20 protein-coding genes are annotated in these 19763 nt (G+C 62.6%); 4 read left to right on the forward strand and 16 right to left on the reverse strand.

Going from position 1 to position 19763, the window contains the following annotated elements:
- Nucleotides 1–140 precede the first annotated feature (140 nt).
- The 14 genes from I7X09_RS04795 to mftA form a co-directional block, all read right to left on the reverse strand.
- A complete protein-coding gene (locus I7X09_RS04795) occupies nt 141–701 on the reverse strand; it encodes a DUF779 domain-containing protein (RefSeq protein ID WP_021343525.1) in 561 nt (186 codons plus the stop codon).
- Between the two features lie 91 nt (nt 702–792).
- Nucleotides 793–2316 carry an aldehyde dehydrogenase gene (gene adh, locus I7X09_RS04800; RefSeq protein ID WP_007730158.1) on the reverse strand — a complete coding sequence of 508 codons (1524 nt, stop codon included), beginning with the start codon at nt 2314–2316 and terminating at the stop codon, nt 793–795.
- 143 nt (nt 2317–2459) lie between these two features.
- The gene (locus I7X09_RS04805) at nt 2460–3773 is read right to left on the reverse strand and encodes a helix-turn-helix domain-containing protein (protein WP_200315856.1); all 1314 of its coding nucleotides are present in this window, start codon (nt 3771–3773) and stop codon (nt 2460–2462) included.
- A 105-nt stretch (nt 3774–3878) separates the two neighbouring features.
- Nucleotides 3879–5360 carry a mycofactocin dehydrogenase MftG gene (mftG, locus tag I7X09_RS04810; RefSeq protein ID WP_200315859.1) on the reverse strand — a complete coding sequence of 494 codons (1482 nt, stop codon included), beginning with the start codon at nt 5358–5360 and terminating at the stop codon, nt 3879–3881.
- Nucleotides 5357–6754 (reverse strand): mycofactocin biosynthesis glycosyltransferase MftF, encoded by a 1398-nt coding sequence (gene mftF, locus I7X09_RS04815; protein ID WP_166811277.1) that lies wholly within the window; start codon nt 6752–6754, stop codon nt 5357–5359. The genes mftG and mftF overlap by 4 nt, the downstream gene beginning before the upstream one ends.
- A 97-nt stretch (nt 6755–6851) precedes the next feature.
- Nucleotides 6852–7544 carry a mycofactocin biosynthesis peptidyl-dipeptidase MftE gene (gene mftE, locus I7X09_RS04820; RefSeq protein WP_200315867.1) on the reverse strand — a complete coding sequence of 231 codons (693 nt, stop codon included), beginning with the start codon at nt 7542–7544 and terminating at the stop codon, nt 6852–6854.
- Between the two features lie 102 nt (nt 7545–7646).
- The gene (locus tag I7X09_RS04825) at nt 7647–8885 is read right to left on the reverse strand and encodes an HNH endonuclease signature motif containing protein (RefSeq protein ID WP_200315869.1); all 1239 of its coding nucleotides are present in this window, start codon (nt 8883–8885) and stop codon (nt 7647–7649) included.
- A 52-nt stretch (nt 8886–8937) separates the two neighbouring features.
- A complete protein-coding gene (locus I7X09_RS04830) occupies nt 8938–10887 on the reverse strand; it encodes a mycofactocin system FadH/OYE family oxidoreductase 2 (RefSeq protein ID WP_200315871.1) in 1950 nt (649 codons plus the stop codon).
- Nucleotides 10887–11714 carry a mycofactocin-coupled SDR family oxidoreductase gene (locus I7X09_RS04835; RefSeq protein WP_200315873.1) on the reverse strand — a complete coding sequence of 276 codons (828 nt, stop codon included), beginning with the start codon at nt 11712–11714 and terminating at the stop codon, nt 10887–10889. Before I7X09_RS04835 ends, I7X09_RS04830 begins: the two co-directional genes overlap by 1 nt.
- The gene (locus I7X09_RS04840) at nt 11711–13642 is read right to left on the reverse strand and encodes a mycofactocin system FadH/OYE family oxidoreductase 1 (protein WP_200315875.1); all 1932 of its coding nucleotides are present in this window, start codon (nt 13640–13642) and stop codon (nt 11711–11713) included. The genes I7X09_RS04835 and I7X09_RS04840 overlap by 4 nt, the downstream gene beginning before the upstream one ends.
- Nucleotides 13643–13668: 26 nt before the next feature.
- Nucleotides 13669–14847, reverse strand: a complete 1179-nt coding sequence (mftD, locus tag I7X09_RS04845) for a pre-mycofactocin synthase MftD (protein WP_003942047.1) — start codon at nt 14845–14847, stop codon at nt 13669–13671.
- Nucleotides 14848–14902: 55 nt separating this feature from the next.
- On the reverse strand, nt 14903–16120 hold the full coding sequence (mftC, locus tag I7X09_RS04850; protein ID WP_003942089.1) for a mycofactocin radical SAM maturase: 1218 nt from the start codon (nt 16118–16120) through the stop codon (nt 14903–14905).
- A gap of 76 nt (nt 16121–16196) precedes the next feature.
- Complete coding sequence (gene mftB, locus I7X09_RS04855) at nt 16197–16484, reverse strand: mycofactocin biosynthesis chaperone MftB (protein ID WP_007728309.1); 288 nt, start codon at nt 16482–16484, stop codon at nt 16197–16199.
- Nucleotides 16469–16564, reverse strand: coding sequence for a mycofactocin precursor MftA (mftA, locus tag I7X09_RS04860; protein WP_063836238.1), 96 nt, complete (start codon nt 16562–16564; stop codon nt 16469–16471). The genes mftB and mftA overlap by 16 nt, the downstream gene beginning before the upstream one ends.
- A gap of 150 nt (nt 16565–16714) precedes the next feature.
- Here mftA and mftR point away from each other — a divergent pair, with 150 nt between their 5' ends.
- Both mftR and mftM read left to right on the forward strand, forming a co-directional pair.
- On the forward strand, nt 16715–17314 hold the full coding sequence (gene mftR / locus I7X09_RS04865) for a mycofactocin system transcriptional regulator (protein WP_021343507.1): 600 nt from the start codon (nt 16715–16717) through the stop codon (nt 17312–17314).
- A gap of 29 nt (nt 17315–17343) precedes the next feature.
- Nucleotides 17344–18177 (forward strand): mycofactocin oligosaccharide methyltransferase MftM, encoded by an 834-nt coding sequence (gene mftM / locus I7X09_RS04870; protein WP_200315877.1) that lies wholly within the window; start codon nt 17344–17346, stop codon nt 18175–18177.
- Between the two features lie 6 nt (nt 18178–18183).
- Here mftM and I7X09_RS04875 read toward each other — a convergent pair whose 3' ends face one another.
- Nucleotides 18184–18387, reverse strand: a complete 204-nt coding sequence (locus I7X09_RS04875; protein ID WP_007728313.1) for a DUF4287 domain-containing protein — start codon at nt 18385–18387, stop codon at nt 18184–18186.
- 141 nt (nt 18388–18528) lie between these two features.
- Between I7X09_RS04875 and I7X09_RS04880 the strand changes: the two genes are divergently transcribed.
- Entirely contained in the window at nt 18529–18741 is a 213-nt protein-coding gene (locus I7X09_RS04880; protein ID WP_003942061.1) for a TOBE domain-containing protein, read from the forward strand.
- Nucleotides 18742–18757: 16 nt separating this feature from the next.
- Here I7X09_RS04880 and I7X09_RS04885 read toward each other — a convergent pair whose 3' ends face one another.
- Entirely contained in the window at nt 18758–19183 is a 426-nt protein-coding gene (locus I7X09_RS04885; RefSeq protein WP_200315878.1) for a DUF6314 family protein, read from the reverse strand.
- A gap of 103 nt (nt 19184–19286) precedes the next feature.
- Between I7X09_RS04885 and I7X09_RS04890 the strand changes: the two genes are divergently transcribed.
- Nucleotides 19287–19763: a MaoC/PaaZ C-terminal domain-containing protein gene (locus tag I7X09_RS04890; RefSeq protein ID WP_095970295.1), complete on the forward strand. Its 477-nt coding sequence runs from the start codon at nt 19287–19289 to the stop codon at nt 19761–19763.

Genomic DNA, 19763 nt, shown 5'->3' on the forward strand with positions numbered 1-19763 from the left:
GACGCACGGTGGATGCGTCGCGTGAAATGAACGGTATGTGGGCGATGTGCGGAGAAGGTCGCCTGGAGATGACCGTGCTGTTAACTGGCTGTCATGTGCGCGGCCCCGAGTCTGTTCAGATCTTCTTCAGGCGGCCGTTCTCAGGATCGGGCGGCCGTGCCCGGCACCGGGCAGGCATCGACGGCCTCGGCGACCACCTGGGGAACCGTCGGAGGCAAAGGTCGCACGCCCGCTTCCCAGTCAGCGCCTACGAGAATGCTCGACGCGCCGAGTGCTTCGTTTTCGTCCGGTGTGAATGCCCTTGCTCGACTGAGGAATCTGAATCCCTCAGGAGACTCCAGGCTGAATCCACTACCGCGGCCGGGCACGACGTCCAGCACCAACTGGGTGTGCTTCCAGGCTTCGAACTGTGATCCGGAAATCCAGACCTGGACTGCGTCGGTTCCGGTGGGAAGGTCTTCGGGAATCTCCCCGACAGCAAGTCGGAGATCGACGATTCCGAGTAGTACGTCGCGGTCCCCGACGATGAATTCGCCTGAGGGATAACACATCGGGGCCGAGCCGTCGCAGCATCCGCCGGATTGATGCATCATCAGTTCGCCGTGAGTCCCGCTGAGGCGGCGCAGGAGGTCAGCCGCCCCAGCGGTGGTCACCAACCGGGGTGGAACGGCGCCGGTATCGGGTGTGTCCGTGGCGCTCATTCCAACCTCCGTGTGTTTGTGCAGGTTTCGCGTGTTGCAGTCGTGCTCACCGGCACCCGCAGCGAGGGGCTCACGGGTGCCGGTGGGTCGATCAGAAGAAGCCCTGAGCCTTCTGGGCGTAGCTGACCAGGAGGTTCTTGGTCTGCTGGTAGTGCGAGAGCATCATCAGGTGGTTCTCGCGGCCGATGCCGGACTGCTTGTATCCACCGAAAGCGGCGTGTGCCGGGTACTGGTGGTACGTGTTGGTCCAGACGCGACCGGCCTGGATGTCGCGGCCCGCGCGGTACGCAACTCCGCCGTCGCGGGACCAGACACCGGCACCCAAACCGTAGAGGGTGTCGTTGGCGATTTCGATGGCCTCGTCGTAGTCCTTGAACGAGGTGACCGAGACGACGGGTCCGAAGATCTCTTCCTGGAAGATGCGCATCTTGTTGTTGCCGGTGAACACCGTCGGCTGGACGTAGTAGCCGCCGGACAGGTCTCCGCCGAGTTCGGCCCGCTCGCCGCCCGTGATGACCTTGGCGCCTTCGGCCTTGCCGATCTCGATGTACGAGAGGATCTTCTCGAGCTGGTCGTTGCTGGCCTGCGCACCGATCATGGTGTCGGTGTCGAGCGGATCCCCTTGGCGCACAGCCTTCGTGCGGATGGCCGCCATTGCGAGGAACTCGTCGAAGATGTCTTCCTGGATCAGCGAACGTGACGGGCAGGTGCAGACCTCGCCCTGGTTGAGGGCGAACATCGTGAAGCCCTCGAGTGCCTTGTCCTGGTAGTCGTCGTTGGAGGCGAGGACGTCGGAGAAGAAGATGTTGGGGCTCTTGCCACCGAGTTCGAGGGTCACGGGGATGAGGTTCTGCGACGCGTATTGCATGATCAGGCGACCTGTGGTGGTTTCACCGGTGAACGCGATCTTCTTGATACGCGGGCTCGACGCCAGCGGCTTGCCGGCCTCGACGCCGAAGCCGTTGACGATGTTGAGAACACCGGCAGGCAGCAGGTCACCGATGATGCCGATGAGGTGCAGGATCGACACGGGTGTCTGCTCGGCAGGCTTGAGCACGATGGCATTGCCGGCAGCGAGGGCGGGAGCAAGCTTCCACACGGCCATGAGGATCGGGAAGTTCCACGGAATGATCTGGCCGACTACGCCGAGCGGCTCGTGGAAGTGGTACGCCACGGTGTCGGAGTTGATTTCCGAAAGCGACCCTTCCTGTGCGCGAATGGCTCCCGCGAAGTAACGGAAGTGATCGATGGCGAGAGGAATGTCGGCGTTGAGGGTCTCGCGGATCGGCTTGCCGTTGTCCCACGACTCGGCGAGTGCGATCGATTCGAGGTTCTCCTCCATGCGATCAGCGATCTTGTTCAAGATGATCGCGCGCTCGGCGACCGAGGTCTTGCCCCAGGCCGGAGCTGCTGCGTGCGCTGCGTCGAGAGCGAGTTCGATGTCTTCTGCGGTGGAACGAGCCACGTCACAGAAATTCTGTCCGGTCACCGGTGTCGGGTTCTCGAAGTACTGACCCTTGACCGGAGCAACCCATTCGTTGCCGATCCAGTTGTCGTATCGAGACTGGAAGGACATGATCGCGTCGGCGGTACCTGGGCGGGCGTACACGGTCATTGCAAGCTCCTATGTAAACGTGATCTTCCTGGGCGCACCCACCAAAGCGGTGACTGCAATCCCACCCCCCGGTGGGGTGTGATTCACAACACTAGGAGTTGCAACGTTGCAAGTACGTTGCGTGCGAGAAACGCAGATGATTCTCAGATGCCCAATTGGCGGTCGAGGAGATCAATTCTTGCCTGGACCTGTGAATACAGCGGAGATTGAGGATCCAATGTGGACAGGTAGGCCTCCCACACGACGGAGTCTTCGCGCCCGTGTACGGACGTGGTCCACCGGGCCAGAAGGTTGGCGTCACCTCCACGCAGCAGTGCCGCCTGAACCCTGGTGCGTAGCTCTTCCCGCACCTCTTCGATGCCGGGAGAGGCCGAGCCTACCAGCACCGGGCCCGAATACAGTTTCATCGCCGTCGCTGCGTCTCCGCGATCCAGCGCCGCCCGCACGTCGCCGACGTCTGTCGTGAACTCCGTGATGATCCGATAAGGACGCGAAGCCAAACGGTCGGCACCGAAAACCTTACGAAGACGCGACATTTCCGCGCGAATGGTCACTGCGTCGAGTTCACCCTCGTCGAGCAGGACCGCAAGGTGGTCGGAGCTGAGACCCTCCGGATGTTCGGAGAGCAGAAGGAGAATCTCGGCGTGACGCTGCGAAATCGGGATGCGGTCACCGCCGCGAACCAGCGTCGGCCGGCCTGCTCCGAATGTTTCGAGGCGCGGAGCCGTGGCGCTGAGCGGGATGGGCGAGTTCAAGAGGTGGAATCGCAATTCCGATTCGGCGGCCGCAACAGTTGCACGGATCAGTGACAGCACTTCGGGAACCGCGACCCTGGGACCACCGGTGATGTCGATGGCACCGAGGATTTGCCCAGTGGTGGGATCGTGGACGGGTGCGGCCGAACAACTCCAGTCGTGCACGGTTCGGTTGAAATGCTCGGATCCGAATATCTGTACGGAGTGATCGAGAGCAAGAGCCGTTCCCGGCGCATTGGTGCCGACACGATCTTCGCTCCAGTCGGCGCCTTCGACGAAGTTCATGGACAACGCCTTGTCCTTGGCCGAATTGTCACCCTCCACCCAGAGCAAACGACCGTGTGCGTCGCTGATCGCGATCAGCAATCCGGTCTCGGCAGCATCCTCCACCAGGAGTTTCCGAATCACCGGACGAATCAGTGACATGGGATGCGCGGAGCGATATTTTTCGAGCTCCAACCCTTCGAGCATCTCAGGGTTGCCGACAACATCAGGGTTTACCCCCTTGTTGCGGCTTCGCATCCAGGACTCGAGCACGACCGAACGGACATGGGAGTCGTCGGTCAGCCCTTGGCCGGGCACGCCGCGGGCATCGATGAACGACTGATGGGCAGACGAAAGTCGCCGCGCAAGTAACGCGACGTCATCGCCTGGCCTGACCGCCACCCACGGGTTGCCAGGCACAGCCTGTTCACGTGCCATATTTTGCGTTCCTCCGCTCCGTGGACCACTGTAACGCCGATCACAGCCCATAGGCGAGAACGACCATTCGGTATGACTGTCGACCTAGCCTGCCGCCCCTCGCGGTCACTCGTCACCGAGCAGGATGGCGCTTGCTCGTTCCGCGACCATCACCGCGGTCGCGTGTGGGCCGCGGGTCGGGATCGTCGGCAGGATTGACGTGTCAACAATACTGAGTCCTTGCGCGCCGATCACACGGCACCGATCATCGACGACTACGAACGGGTCCGATTCGGCACCCATCACGCAGCTACCGGACATGTGCAAGGACGTACCGAGGCGAGATTCGATCCACTCGTCGGTGTACTCCACGACGGGGCGGTCGATCAACCCGGTCTCGGCGATCGACTCGAGAAGGTTCTCGGCGATCTGCATTCCTTCCCGAAGGGCTGCTCGATCGTGCGTCGACGCGACGTAGTTGTATCGAATACGCGGTGCCCCAGCGGGATCCCCCGATGCCAGTTCGATACTTCCCCGGCTGCGCGGCGCCATGAGAACCACTCCGACGCCGTGATCCATACGAGGCACACCGGGAACCAAATCCGTGAAAGATGCGGTGTACGGACGGATTTCAAGCTCGGCTAGATTGAGAGCAGTCTCCAGCACCGGTGTCTGCGAGCGAATCGTGCGAGGCGTCGAAAAACGGTAGGGCAGCAGCACTTCCGGATGGTCGACGAAGTTCTGTCCGACGCCAGGCCTGTCGAGAATGACGGAAACTCCTTGCTCTGCAAGTTGTTCCGCCGGACCGACACCGGAATTCAAGAGAATGTGCGGCGTCGCCACAGCACCCGAACACACGATCACGTGGTCGGCACGAATGCGTCGGACGTTGCCGTCGTCGAGAACGTCGACGCCGATCGCACGGGTTCCCGAGAATACGATGCGAATGACGTTAATTCCGGATTGCACCCGCAAATTCGGGCGGTGCAACGCCGGCATCAGATACCCGATCGCAGTACTGATCCGACGATGATCCGCCACGTTCAGTGGCACTCGGCCGACGCCGAACGAGTCCGGCGCATTCTTGTCGACGTCGTCGGGAAAGCCCGCTGCGAGCGCTGCCGCCTGGAATTCGCCGCTCAGTGGATGCAGTTGGTCCCACGCTCGACGCTCGACCGGGATCGGACCGGCCGTCCCGTGGAACTCGCCCTCGAAATCACGATCCGTCTCAGACTTCTTGAAGTACGGCAAGACGTCGTCGTATCCCCATGAGCTCGGCCAATTCTCGAAATCAGCACGGGTCGCGCGGGTGAAGTACGCACCGTTGACGGCCCCGGACCCACCGAGTGTCCGCCCGCGCGCAATCGTGGACGCCCGACGCGGTGTCAGTTCGACCGGATACGTCCACGTGTATTCGCTCGCAGGTCCGACCGGCAACCGGTACGGATCACCCAGGACATCCGGAAGTTCGAGCGCCGAACGATATCCACTTCCCGATTCGAGGAGCATCACCGTCGCGGATGGATCTTCACTGAGCCTGGCTGCGACGACGCAGCCACACGTGCCACCACCGACAACCAGGAAATCTGCGTAGTCGGCTTCTGTCACTTGGTGATTCGAGGTTTCAGTGCCGCCCAGTCACGGGCGTCGAACGCACCCCGCCAGAGTCCGGCTCCATACGCGATGTCGTCTGCTCGTTTGAACAAGACGTACCGAACCGGACCCAACCCGCCCGGCTCACGGTGGCGATACCAGTCCACCACACCTTCGGTAACGGCCGCAGCGACGGCCAGTCGCCGAATTCGACGGGAGGCGATCACCGCCAAGAGCGTCACGGGCCAGTAGTGACGACACATCGCCGAGGCGAGTTGCCAGAATCCTCCGACAAACCCCTGCGCAGTGAGGATCGCTGCGATCCGGGTGGGCTGACTCAGGCCGTTGAACATCTTTCGCAGGCGATACACGGTGAAGAGCAGTGCGCCCAACGCACCCGCAAGACCGGAACGGGTCAGTGTTGCGGCGGCGATGCACGCGAAGAGCGTCGAGAACGACATCGCCATCGGCGGAACCGAACCCTCGTGTCTTGCAGCCAACGGCGCCGCACCCGTGCCGTAGAACGCTCTCCTGGCGAACCACTTGTCGAACTGAACTCGATGATCGTGGGCGACATGCGCTACCGGTTCGTACCGCAGTCGCCAACCCGCAGCCTGCAGTCGCCAGCAGAAATCGACGTCCTCCGCTACTTCGAGACTCTCGTCGAAACCGTTGCATTCGAGCGCCACGTCGCGCCGGACGATCACGGCCGCGCTGGGGACATAGGCGACCGGACTGCCCGACTTCACCGCAGCTTCCTTGCGTCCGAGGTCGAGCGACGATCGCATGTTCTCGTACCGCGCCAGCGCCGTCCCGTACGGATCGAGGGCGACGATGCGGGGTGCAACAAGGGCAACCCCTGGATCGCTGAAGTGGCCCAACATCAACTCGAGCCAACCGGCACGCGGTATGACGTCGGAGTCGAGGAAAGCTACGAAACGTGTTTGGGCCGAACGCAATCCCGAGTTTCTCGCTGCCGATGGTCCGCGGGCGCTCTCGTGCCGCACCACTGTGATGGTGCCGGTGCCCGGGCAGGCGCGACGAGGCTCCACCGGCACTTCCGAACCGTCGTCGACAACGATGACGGTCAGATCCTTGAGGACGGGCAGCAACCGTTCGACGCCGGCCTGGTTGTCCTTGACCGGAATCACCACGGTGACATCGGCAGCGGACGGCGTCGACATCGGACGAGGATTCGCAACGCCTGAATCAAGGAGGTGCCGAGCAACCGCAGCGCTCTGCTGATCGACCACCTCGAGGAAGCCGTCGCCGATCATCGCCGCAGCCGTCGGAGCCAGCTTGAGCATCCGTGTCGGAGAGCCGCCGATGAGCACCCGGCCGCCCGAGTACGTGCGCACCTTGGGGTCCAACCGAATGCCGAAGCCGTCGGGGAGTCTTGCTGGTCGCATCAGATGATCGTAAGGGACGTAGCCCGTCGTGCTGCAACTCGTCGCAGCCTCGAAAGCCGTCGCAGGTGGACCGTCCGCCCCCACTCGGTCGTGGTCGTCACCGAAGCCTCCCATCTGGACCAGGCTCCCACCGGGCCAGTCCATCCGTCACGCGTCCTACCAACTCACCGAAGATGTATGCGCCGTCTTCGGCGGTAGCCCCGACTGGATTGCCGAGAACGCCGTTTTGCGACACAGCGACCATACCGCCCGAACGCATTCCTGGCATCAGGTCCGCGATAGGAGACAAATTTCCTGTCTCAGCAAGGCTCATGTGCACCAAATCGGGCGAAAGGTGCAGCAATAGGCTCGTTTCAGTGTGTCCCGCGTGCGCATCGGCACCCGCAACAGCGCACGGCACCCACGCGGCGTCACGTCCCTCGTATCGAAGAAGTGCCACAGCTTTGGCCAGCGCGGGACCGTTTCCGCCGTGGCCGTTGACGAACAGCACCCGCTTCGTCCATCTGAACGCCGACCTTCCGTATTCCACGACGAGGGTTTCCATGGCCTCGGCACCGATCGAAATCGTGCCGGCAAACCCTTCGTGTTCGCCGCTCGCCCCGTATTCGACGGCCGGTGCCACGACGACGTCGGGCAGAGCCTGTGCGACTGCTCTCGCGATCCGCGTGTCGGTATCGAGAGGCAGGTGCGGTCCGTGTTGTTCGAAAGAACCGACCGGGACCACGACGGTGAGCGCAGTGCCCTCGAGCGCGGGACTCGGGATGGCAGCAAGGTCACGCGGAGAACTCATCCCTCGATGGTATTGGTGCCGGCCCCTCCCACCGCAACACAGCATGCGGATACACCGGAGCATGGTTGTGCCCCGGTGTATGAGTTTTCAGTGGGCCGCGGTTCACGCCGCTGTCGGTGGGCTGTTCCCGCCGATCGGCTGCTGATACGGGTCAACGGACATGGGCGGATAGAACACCGTCTTCCGATCCGGGCCGATCTCCACTCTCCATTCCGTGTGGTGCAGCGTCCGGTGATGGTGGCCGCACAACAAGATCAGATTGTCGAGATCTGTTGGGCCACCATCATTCCAATGAACGATATGGTGAGCATCGCACCACCCCGACGGCGTCCCGCACCCCGGGAACGCGCACCCACCATCACGAACCGCCAACGCCCGCCGCTGCGGCACCGTCGCGGTTCTCGCTTCCTTGCCGCAGTCGAGCGGAACACCGTTCTCGTCCAACAAGATCCGCGTCACGGTGCAGTCGCAGGCCAGCATCCGGGCCGTGTCGATACTGATCGGGCCCACCCAATCCGCCCACGCGAACCCCAACTCCTCCGTGGACGGCAACAGATCTTTCAATGCTTTGAGATCCGTCATGTCTTTCGCACTGGCGGTGACCGTGACGTGCGGTTTCACCCCGCCCTCGATCGGACCCAACCCCGCCCGCTCGTACCGGCGCAGGAGTTCGCAGAACCCGTCCGCGCGTCGTAATGCCGGCGTGCGGGTGTCTTTGACGCCGTCCTTCTCCGGTGTCGGAGCCGACAGGCTAGACAACAACGTGATCAGACGGGCCCCGTTGATCGCATCCAAATCACCCTTGACTGTGACCCGCCCGTACAAGCTTTTCGAGGCGTAGAACTCGTTACGCTCCGAATCCTCGCCTACCGGGACGCCGTCCTCGCGTGTGCCGTACTGCTTCTCGATCCGCCGGATCGCCGCCCGCACCGCATCACAATCCGCAATGTTCTTCGATGCCATGCCAAGCAGAATCCCGCGAGCCTTGTCCACGTCCGCCGGGGTCATGTTCTTCGGTGGATGCTGACAAAACGACGCCACCTGCCGGGCCTTCAACGCATCCACATCACCCCGATGAAACGCGTCCGCGACAACAGGTTCGAGCATCAACAACCGCGCCAACCCGACCAGCAGACTGCACTCACCGATCTCCAGATTCGTCGACCCGTGCAACCACTGCGCGATCGTCCGAAAACCCTTCCCGCCGAGAACCTCCCGGGAAAACATCTCCACGATCAGCAACACCATCCGCGACTGCAACTCGTGCCGGACACGCACCAGATCCAGAACCTCACCCTTGAGGTCCTCGCCATCCAGCTGCCACGCATCTCGACTGTCCATGTCAAAATCTTAATCGAACATACTTTCGATAACCAGGGACATATCGGACGACTTATATCGCCAACGCAGCCCGATGCCCCTCGATGACGGCTGCATGTGAACGTCTCGGGGACAACGCATCACCGATGCGAAATATCTCGAAAGAACTTCCCTGCAAGGTGTTCCACAAATCGTCGACAGGTTCCTGCTGTGTCGCGAAGACCACCCAGTCGACCGCAACTTCCTCGACCACACCCGACGGAAGGTGAACCAAGCTCACGAGCGGCGAAGCCCCACCGCTCACCGACGTCACCATCAGATCCGTCCGTTGCATGATCGACTTCTCGAACGCCCGGCGGTTCCACCCCTCGAAATCCAGGGTGATGCTCAGATCTTGGGCAACCACCATGCCGTTGGTCGCGATCGTGACAATGCAACCTCGATCAGCGAGGAATTCCGCCACCGACGTGCCTTGATGGAATCCCAACTCGTCGTACACGAGCACCGTTCCACTCGGCAGAACCCTGCCGTCGAGAACGTCTCGAACACTCACCACACGTTCTGATCCACGCCCCCAGGCCGGTCGCACAGGCCGCGCTCCGGTTGCAATCACGACCACGTCGGGCGCCTGCTCCTCCACGATCGCGCGATCAGCTCCAGCACCCAGCTCGATCGTCACACCGCTTCGGCGACACTCCGATTCGAGATTCCGGACGAGGTCGGCGAGCTCGCGGCGAGCCGATACCACCGAGGCGGTGAGAATCTGTCCGCCAAGTCTTCGTTCACGCTCGAACAGCGTCACCGCATGACCTCGCTGGGCCGCGGTGGCCGCAGCTTGCAGGCCGGCCGGGCCTCCGCCGACCACCAGCACAGTGCGACCTCGTCGCCGCGGCATCGGCAGCGGTACCGATTCCCGACCAGCGCGCGGGTTTTCCGTGCACCCCAACCAACGTCCCAGACCCATCCGCCCGACACATTCCTGGTTGCAGGACAGGCAGGTTCGCACCTGTGCCGATTGTCCGGCACGCGCCTTGTTCACAAAATCCGGATCGGCGATCTGCCCGCGAACTACGCCCACCAGATCGCACACACCGTCCTCGAGTGCAGCTTCAGCGTGCTCTGGTGTCTTGAAACGGCCGACACCGACGACCGGAAGATCGACCGCTTCCTTGATCGCAGACGGGACGAAGTTGGCGTAGCCAGTGGGCACCGCCATCGACGCTTCGACCAGATGCAATGTTTCCGTGGCCATTCCGACGGTGGTGTTGATGTAGTCGACGTGACCGCCAGCTTCGACGAGTCGGGCGGTGGCTACTGCGTCGGACAGTTCGATCCCACCCCGCGTTCCTTCGTATCCACTGAGGCGCACGCCGAGCACACGATCCGGACCGATGGCCTCACGCAGTACCCCGAGCACTTCGAGAAGGAAACGCGCACGATGTGCCACGCCCCCGCCGTAGCGATCGGTGCGCAGGTTGGTCGAGGATGCGAGAAACGCGCGCACAATGGACGACTGCGACGCCTGCAGTTCCACCCCGTCGAAGCCACCGGCGACGCAGTTGCGCGCAACAAGGGCGAACCCTTCGAGAATCTCGGCGATGTCCGCGTCGTCGACAGCCTTGGGCACCTCGCGGAACAACGGATCGGCGACGGCGCTCGGTGCCCACAGCGGCAATCGTGAGTAGGTTCCAGCGCCCTGACCCCCATTGTGGTTGATCTGCGCGAGAATCGATGAACCATGTGCATGAACGGCGTCGGTGATCCGCCGGTATCCCTCGATCGCTTCGGGCCGATAGCCCGCAATCATCTTCTCGTACGGTCGATCCGAAGGATGCGTCGAGTGCTCCTCGGTGATGATCAGACCCGCACCACCGCGTGCCCGCGCCTCGTAGTAGCTCGCGTGCTGCTCGGTCGGCAACCCGCTCTCCGCGTAATTGGTCAGGTGCGCGGAGAACACGACCCGATTGCGGAGTGTCAGGTTGCCCAGGCGCAGTGGCGCGAAGAGGCGCGGGTACGGCGTCATCAGACCTTGGAGTTTCCTTGATCGAGCGCGATATGACTTGCCGTGACGGTGCGTGAACCGTCACCGGCGAGCCACAGGACGGTGTCGGCGATCTCGTCGGGTTCGGCGAACGCGATGTCCGAGAGGATCGGAGTGAAGTTGGGAAGGTACTGCGGGAACTTGGCAAACACCTCGAGCGCACCCTGGTCGACACCCATCGGCGTGTTGACTCCGTAAGGATGGATCGAGTTGACCCTGATCTTGTACTCCCCCAGTTCCTTTGCCGCGGCCTGCGTCAGTCCGACGAGACCGAACTTGGCGCTCGCGTAGTGCGCTTGCCCGGGCAGCGCCTTGAGTCCGGCCACCGAGCTGACCACGATGATCGATCCACCGCGCCCACATTCGATGATCGCCGGCACCGAGGCCTTGAGGGTTTTCCAGACTCCGGTCAGGTTGATGTCGATCAGGGTTTCCCACTGCTCGTCCGACATTTCCCAGAATCGATTCCAATTACAGACCCCGGCATTGGCGACCACGATGTCGAGACGTCCGAACTGCTCGACACCGTCCTTGACCACCGCGGTGAGCGCTGCACCGTCACGGACATCGACCTCGCGAGCGAGGATCTTCCCACCCTCCGCTTCGACCAGACGTATCGTCTCGGCAAAGTCCTCGGAAGTTGCTGCGTCGTAAGAATTGTCCGACGCCACCGACGCGCACACGTCGACTGCGATAATCGCTGCTCCCTCGCGCGCCATCTTGACCGCGTGCGCACGTCCTTGACCGCGCGCTGCGCCGGTGATGAAAGCAACTCGGCCTTCGAGCGAACGAACTGAACCCTGTGTCATGAGATAGCCCTCTCTGCAGAATTGAAACTCGTTCTAGTAGTAAACCCTGCACACCGCCCTTCGCGGATGGATTCGAGAACAGTTCTCGGAGCAACCGAGTCACCCACCTGGATGTCGGCCGCCTCCCCCAGCGTTTCGTTCGGCAGACGAGGCGAACAGTCGATCACCACTTCGCACTCGAGCTGTGAGCGCTCACCGGTATGGACGTGTTCGACGCAGACGGCCCCTGAGGCGATTTCGACGACACGCGACGCGAGCACCCTGGTGATCCCGGCCCGCTGGATGCGAGTGTTGGCGCCGACCAGATCCCCACTCGCGCCGAGCCGCGAGCCGACGATGCTGTCCGGGGTGACAATCGAGACGGAAGCGCCCTGGGCCGCGAGTGCTTCTGCGAGGGCCACTGCGACCGGTCCACCGAGCGGATCGATCAGCACGACCGGACCCGGCCCCACGGGGCTCAACTTCTCGAAGGTTTCCGACGCATCCAGCCACCGAACCGAGTCGTCGACCGGATACGTCGGCGGCCGCGCAGCACTACCGGTGGCAACCACAACCAGCTCGCCCCGACGGCGTGCCTCGCCCAGGTCCTGCGAGTCGACCGCCGCCCCGGTCCGCATCGTCACGCCGCTGCGACGGCATTCGTCCTCGAGCCACTGCGCGAGGAGTGCGAACCGGCCGCGGCCGTCACCTCGCGCAAAAGTTCGGATCATGCCACCGAACTGCGATGAACTCTCGACGAGTGTGACCGAGTGTCCCGCCACCGCTGAGATCCGCGCCGCCTCCATCCCGGCGGGGCCACCCCCCACGACCAGCACGGCTCCCGGTGTCGAAATCTGCTCTCGCTCATCGAGGTCCACCGACTCGAAACCCGCGCTCGGATTCCCGACGCACGTCACGACAGGATTTCGAGGATCACGCACGAGGCACGTCTGATTGCAGAGCACACACGGCCGGGGCCGATCGCCGCGCTCAGCTTTCACGACCAGGTCCGGGTCCGCGATCTGGGCCCTGGTCATCTCGACGAACTCGGCTACTTGCAGTGCTGCGTGAGCGTCGGCGATGTCCACGACGCTCCCCTGCAGGACAACGGGAATCGACACCGCGGCCTTGATCTCACGGCACAGGTCGAGGTTGAAGTTCGTCGGGCAGTGAAAGTCGGGGCGGTACCTGTCAGACGAATAGAGTCCGCCACGAACGACAACAAGGAGATCGAGGAGCGGAGACACTTCACGCGCAATACCGATGGCGAGATCGGGCGTCAGGCCCGCCCATGGCGCTTCCTCGTCGCAGGACAACCGCAAGGAGACAACGCGATCCGGTCCTAGTTCGTCACGCACGGCCGAAAGGATCTCGCGAACGAGGGCAACGCGATCAGTACCGTATCGGTCGTGCCGAGTGTTGGTCAGGCCCGAAAGGAATTGCCGCAGAATACTTCGAGGGCCGGCATCGAGTTCCACTCCGTCCATTCCCGAAGCGACGGCCAGCGCCGACGCTTCGCAGAAGCCGGCGATCAGCTGGTCGATTTCCGGCTGCCCCATTGCCATCGGCAATTCGCGAGTCACCGGGTCGGCCACTCTTGACGGTCCCCACAGCACCGATTGAGAGTATGCACTGGAACCCTGCATCCCGGTATGCCCCAGCCCGGCAAGAACCAACGCTCCGTACGGAGCGCACGCAGTCGCGATCGACTGCCACCCCGGGCCACATTGCGGCGCCAGCGGTGCCCGCTCGTACGGCCAGTCGTCGGCAAGTACCGACGCCACTTCGGTGACGACGATCCCGGCACCGCCTTCGGCGCGGCGCTGGTAATACGCCCGGTGCCGATCGGAAAGCGAGCGCCCCACAGCAAGATTGGTCTCGTGCGGACCGAAAACAACCCTGGACCGGACTCTGCGTCCGGCCAGGGTTGTGTGTTCGTGAAGGCTCAACTCACAGCTCGATCAGAGCCGGAGATTCAGCTCGCACCCAGCGTGCGGGTGAAGCCTTCCGGGATCACCAGATCCGCCGGACTCAGCTCGGTGATGGATGAGTGGCCGAGACCCATCAGCCCCGAGTCGATGCCCATCCGCATCAGGTCGAGCACGTTCTCGACACCGGCCTGGCCGTTCGCCGAGAGACCCCACAGGTAGGCGCGCCCGAGCATGACGGCCTTGGCTCCGAGTGCGAGTGCCTTGACGACGTCGCCGCCGCGTCGAATACCGCCGTCGAGAACAACTTCCACCTGATCGCCCACGGCCTCGGCGATGCCCGGGAGCACGCGGATCGGCGCCGGGGTGCCGTCGAGGTTGTTACCACCGTGGTTGGAGACCGAGATAGCGGAGACACCGGCGTCGACAGCTCGCTTCGCGTCGTCGATGCGCATGATGCCCTTGAGCATGAACGGTCCACCCCACTGCTCACGCAGCCAGGCGATGTCTTCCCACGTCGGAAGCGGAGTCTGCATCCACTCGCCGTACGCGCCGAAGAACGTCGGTGCCGGCTGGCCGGGAGCCGCGAGGTTGGGTGTGGTCAGATCCGGGATCTTGCCGGTCTTGGCGAACTCCAGCAACCACTTCGGACGCATGATGCCCTCGGGGGCGAACTGGAACATCGCCTTGAGATCCATCTTCTCGGGGATGGACGGGCTGCCCCAGTCGCGACCGTACGAGAAGGACCAGTCGGTGGTGATGATCAGGCCCTTGGCACCGGCAGCGCGAGCGCGCTCCATACGCTGGAGAAGCACGTCGCGGCTGCCGACCCAATACATCTGGAAGAAGACCTGCGGGTTGGCCGCGGCAACTTCTTCGATGGACTTGCTGGCGAAAGAACTCAGTCCGATGGCTGTTCCCCGTGCTGCAGCCGCACGAGCTACAGCTACCTCACCGTCAGGGTGCACTGCCTGCACACCGGTCGGTGAAATCATGACGGGCAACGAAATGTCCTGGCCCATAATGGTGGTGGACATCTCGCGCTTGTCCGACAGTCCCGCAGCGTGGGGAGCGAAACCCAGTTCGCTGAATGCCGCGACGTTGTCGTCGACAGTCAGCCCTTTCTCGGATCCCGCCACCAACGCCGCGTACACGGACTTGGGCAACCTCTTCTTCGCACGGCGCTGTGCTTCTGCCACCGTCTCGAAGAAAGCATTCTTAGCCATTGAACTGACCTCTCTGGGGTGCAGCTTTCGCCGCACTGTCGGTATCGCGCAGTAGTTACTGCATTCCCGCAAGCGGGTTTTCGTCACAAATCTTGGCGGGCGGACGCATCATCAGTGTCAGGGGCACCGATGCACGTGGGGTCTTACGTTGACCGGAACGGGAGTGATCGACACTGGACTTCGGGACCTCTCCCGCCGACGCCAATGCCATTTCACCGTTGCCGATGACGCACTCGGGGTCAGGTCCGTCCATCGGCAGTCCGGTGAAGAACTTGGCCGCCATGCAGCCGCCGCGGCAGGAGTCGTAGTGGTTGCACTTGCTGCAGGCGCCACCGGTCTGCGGCGAGCGCAGCTCCTCGAACAGGTCCGAGTGCTGCCAGACTTCCTGGAATCCACCGTCTTTCACGATGTTTCCGGCAAGGAACTGCTCGTGAATCGCGAACGGGCACGCGTACACGTCACCGACCGGATCGATCAGGCACACGACTCGGCCCGCACCACAGAGATTGAGACCAGGCAGTGCATCGCCGAAGGCGGAGAGGTGGAAGAACGAGTCGCCCGTCAGGACGCCTTCACCATTGGCCACCAGCCAGTTGTAGAGCTCACGCTGCTGCTCGGGGCGCGGGTGCAGGTCGTCCCACACGTCGGCGCCGCGGCCCGAAGGACGCAGTCGAGTGATGCGCAGGGTCGCGTCGTACTTGTCCGCGAGAGCCTTGAACTCGTCGAGCTGACTGACATTGTGCCGCGTGACGACCACCGAAATCTTGGCGTCCTTGAAGCCGGCTTCCTTCAGGTTCGCGAGAGCGCGCTCAGCCATCGCGAACGAACCAGGCCCGCGCACAGCGTCATTGACCTCAGCGGTGGCACCGTCGATGGAAATCTGCACGTCGACGTAGTCACTGGCGGCGAGGCGCGCCGCGACCTTCTTGTCGATCTTCACTCCGTTGGTGGAGAACTTCACACCGACCTGGTGGTCCGTCGCGTAGTCGACGAGCTCCCAGAAGTCGGAGCGTACCGTCGGCTCGCCGCCACCGATGTTGACGTAGAAAACCTGCATACGCTGCAGCTCGTCGATGATGGACTTGCACTGTTCGGTGCTCAGCTCGTTGGGGTCACGACGACCCGAAGACGAAAGGCAGTGCACGCAGGACAGGTTGCAGGCGTAGGTGAGTTCCCACGTCAGGCAGATCGGGGCGTCGAGTCCGAGTTCGAACTGATCGACGAGGCGACCCACCTTGGCGGGCGGGGAGGGCTGTTCAAGAACTGAGGTCATGGCTGTGTCCTCGCGAAGAAATGAAGCGGGCGAACGTGCAGAAGGGCTGTTCCGCACGTGGGGGCGAGCGTCTGGCTCAGACAGGCACGATCATGTGCGAATCGGCGAGAGTGCTCAGCGCGCGGGCATATTGGGGAGCCGCGTCATCTTCGATGCCCTGCGCACGTAGTGCGGACCGGACATCAGGATGGTCTGGCAACGCCTTGACCACCGCAACGATGGTCGTGTTCTTCAGGAACGACAGCTTGCGCGTTCCGAAGTGGTAGAGCAACGCCCCGAAAGGTTCGGGACGAAGCGCTACCTGCGGGTGGAGTTTCCACCCCGCATCGAGATCCAAAGCAGACACGGTCAGTACACGCCGCACATGCCGTCGATGGAAACTTCCTCCACGAGGGACTCCTCGACGAGGTCGTTCTCGAGCGCCTTGTTGTCACGATCTGACATGGATTCCTCCTGCGGTCGCACTCCGTCTGGAAGTCTGTAGATCAGACTTCCAACCTGGGAGTTGGTGGTCACTAGTGGGACTTCACTGTGACTCGGTTCACCACTGTAATGGCATCGAGTGCAGAATGACACACATGGAGCGAAAAAAGTATGCGTAGCCGCAAGAAACCGTCCGCTCGGATAGGTCGTCGCCCCTCCACAACGAAGGAGGGAATCAGCACGATCGGCATCGAACTGTTCTCCACAGTCGGCTTCAACGAGGTGAGCGTCGATCAGATAGCCGACGCCGCCGGCATCGCGCGTCGGACCTTCTTTCGCTACTTCCCGTCCAAGAACGCAGTTCCCTGGGGAGACTTCGACGGGCATCTCGACGAGATGCGCGAGCACCTGGACTCACTGCCCGCCGACATCCCGTTGGTAGACGCACTCGAATCCGCATTGCTGACGTTCAACACCTTCCCACCGGAAGAGACTGCGGTACATCGCAAACGGATGGAATTGATCCTCGAAGTTCCGACACTTCAGGCATACTCTGTGGTGATGTACGAAGGTTGGCGGCAGGTGGTCGCCGACTACGTCGCACGCCGAATGGATCTCGAGCCGACCGATCACGGCCCACGCACGGTCGGCTATCTTCTGCTCGGGGTGGCCATGTCGGCGTACGAGCAGTGGCTCACCGACGATTCACTCGAGCTACCGGAACTCTTGAAAACGGGTACGCAGTCCCTGCGGACCGGCATCAGCACCTGAGAAAGCATCACCACCTGAGAAAGGCGATCATGTCCACCATCACGAACGAACCGGTCTTGGATTCGCTGGCACCGTCGACGCCGGGCTTGTGGTCGTTCGGGCATGTCACCGTCGAACGCGTCGAGTCCGGTCCGATCTCGCTGGATCGCCGGGGCGGTCGCCTCCACGTCAGACACTCCCTCACTCCCGCCGATCTGAGTGAGCGACTCGTCGCCGGAGTCACCTCGTCGATCCAGGACGCGGAGTTCGGTCAGGACGAATTCGAGTTGACGATGGTCGGCCTGGTTCGCTCCACCGTGGACGGCGCTCTCGAATCCTGGACCACGTACTATCGGAACTCCCTTGCCGAACTACTGGACGGCACTGCAGATTTCGCGCCGATTCACGACAAAGCCGAAGAACTGGTTCGCGGTTCCGTGCTCGATCTGGGTTCCTGCTTCGGTTTCCTGCCACTACGGCTCGCGCGCGCCGGAATGGACGTGACCGCCACGGACATCCTGCCCGGAACGATGATCCTGCTCGACGCGGTAGCCCCCGAACTCGGCATCACGATCGACACGGTGATCTGCGATGCGGGTGAAGTACCGGCACCGGACAACAGCGCCGACACCGTCACCGCGATTCATCTCCTCGAGCACGTCGACGACGCAGTCGGCGAGGCCGTGATCGCGCAGGCACTCCGAATCGCACGTCGGCGGGTCGTCATAGCCGTCCCCTTCGAGGACGAAGCCACCGCGTGCCACGGCCACATCCGCACTTTCGATCTCGAGTCACTGCAGGCGGTCGGCCGGCAGACCGGTGTGCCGTTCGAGGTATTCGAGCATCACGGCGGCTGGTTGGTGCTGGACGGTGCTGCCGCCTGAGGCGACTCACCCTTCTTTCAAGGTATGCGCGACAAGGGCATTCGCGTGTCCATGACCCATACCGTGCTCCGACTTCAACCAATTCACCAATTCCATGTGCTTGGTGAGGTCTGAGCTTCTGATCAGCTCTTGCCACTCACCGATCGGCCGACCGTACTTCTTCTCGATCGACGGAAAATACGACGCCGGGCCTTTCACGGGTTCAGTCATGACCGGAATCTACCTCCACTGCCCGACAATATTCGCGCACCGACGGCGCCCGCATGTCCGCACCTGCGGAATCACTGGGTCGATACGCGACCGTCGGATTATGGTCGGAGTACACCCGCCCGAGAGCACAGGAGTTCAGCAATGCGACTGTCCACACGAAATCAACTCACCGGCACCATCACCGAGGTCAACCTCGGCACCGTCATGGCAACGGTCAAGGTGAAATTGGACGGCGGCAACCAGATCGTGACTTCGTCGATCACCCGCGATGCCGCGCTGGATCTCGACCTCGAACCAGGCCAAGCTGCAACGGTATTCGTGAAGTCCACCGAGGTGACGATCGGCGTCGAATAACTGGCACGACCGCTGTTCAGGGCCGAGTGAGATGCGTGGTCATCGTGTAGTCCTTCCTCGGCCCCGTCACGGTCCAGACCACAGCCCAAGCCGATCCATCCACGGCAGCGATGTCGATCCGCCCGCGATAGGTGTCCGCACCACACAGGTGCTCGACTTCCTCTCCCGGCGCCCAGTCGTGGAACTCTCTGCCGTCTTCGAAGGTCACGGCCCACTCGAGGCCGCGCTTCGCGATGAACAGAGTCCGGAACACCGGCAGTTCCACATCGCCGTCACGCAGAGTGCCACTCTCGTACCAGCGCATTCGACCGTCACCGGCGTCGGAGATAGTGGTCTCGCCGAAGACTTTCTTGGTGGAACCGGAAAGGCGGTCGACGATGTCGCGCTCGAAGTGCCACGTCCCTGCCAGCGCCCTCGGCTCGATCTTCGCGTCGTCAACCATGTGACGATTCTAGTGACCCTGGACAAGGACTTGCGAAGGAGCCGAACACACTGCGGGAGTATGTTCCGAGTACACCCGTAACACGCAGGAGATTTGCACAACCATGAACGATTCGGCCGCCCTTCACAAACGCACAGTGTTCGCCGAGGATCTCGAGATCGGCCAAGTGATCCCTTTGGGCTCGTATTCGGTAACCGAAGAGGAGATCGTCGAGTTCGCAACCCAGTGGGATCCCCAGTGGTTTCACATCGACAAGGAAGCCGCCGGGTCCGGTGTCTTCGGCGGGTTGATCGCCAGCGGGCTGCACACCCTGTCGATCTGCCAGAAATTGGTGGTCGCCGGCCTCTACGACCAATGGAACGTGATCGCCGGAAAGACCATGCGCGACGTGAGCTTCCTACGTCCACTTCGCCCCGGTGACACCCTGAGCGGAAAGGTCACCGTCGACAACGTCGTGTTCGACAATCGCGCGCGGGGATTGGTCACCATCACAGCGAAACTGGTCGATGCACACGGCAATCGCGTTCTCGACGTAGTCACTGACGCTTACCTGCACTGTCGCCCGACTCGCGGACAGTGA

This window comes from Rhodococcus sp. P-2 (assembly GCF_016598535.1).
Lineage (GTDB): Bacteria > Actinomycetota > Actinomycetes > Mycobacteriales > Mycobacteriaceae > Rhodococcus_F > Rhodococcus_F baikonurensis.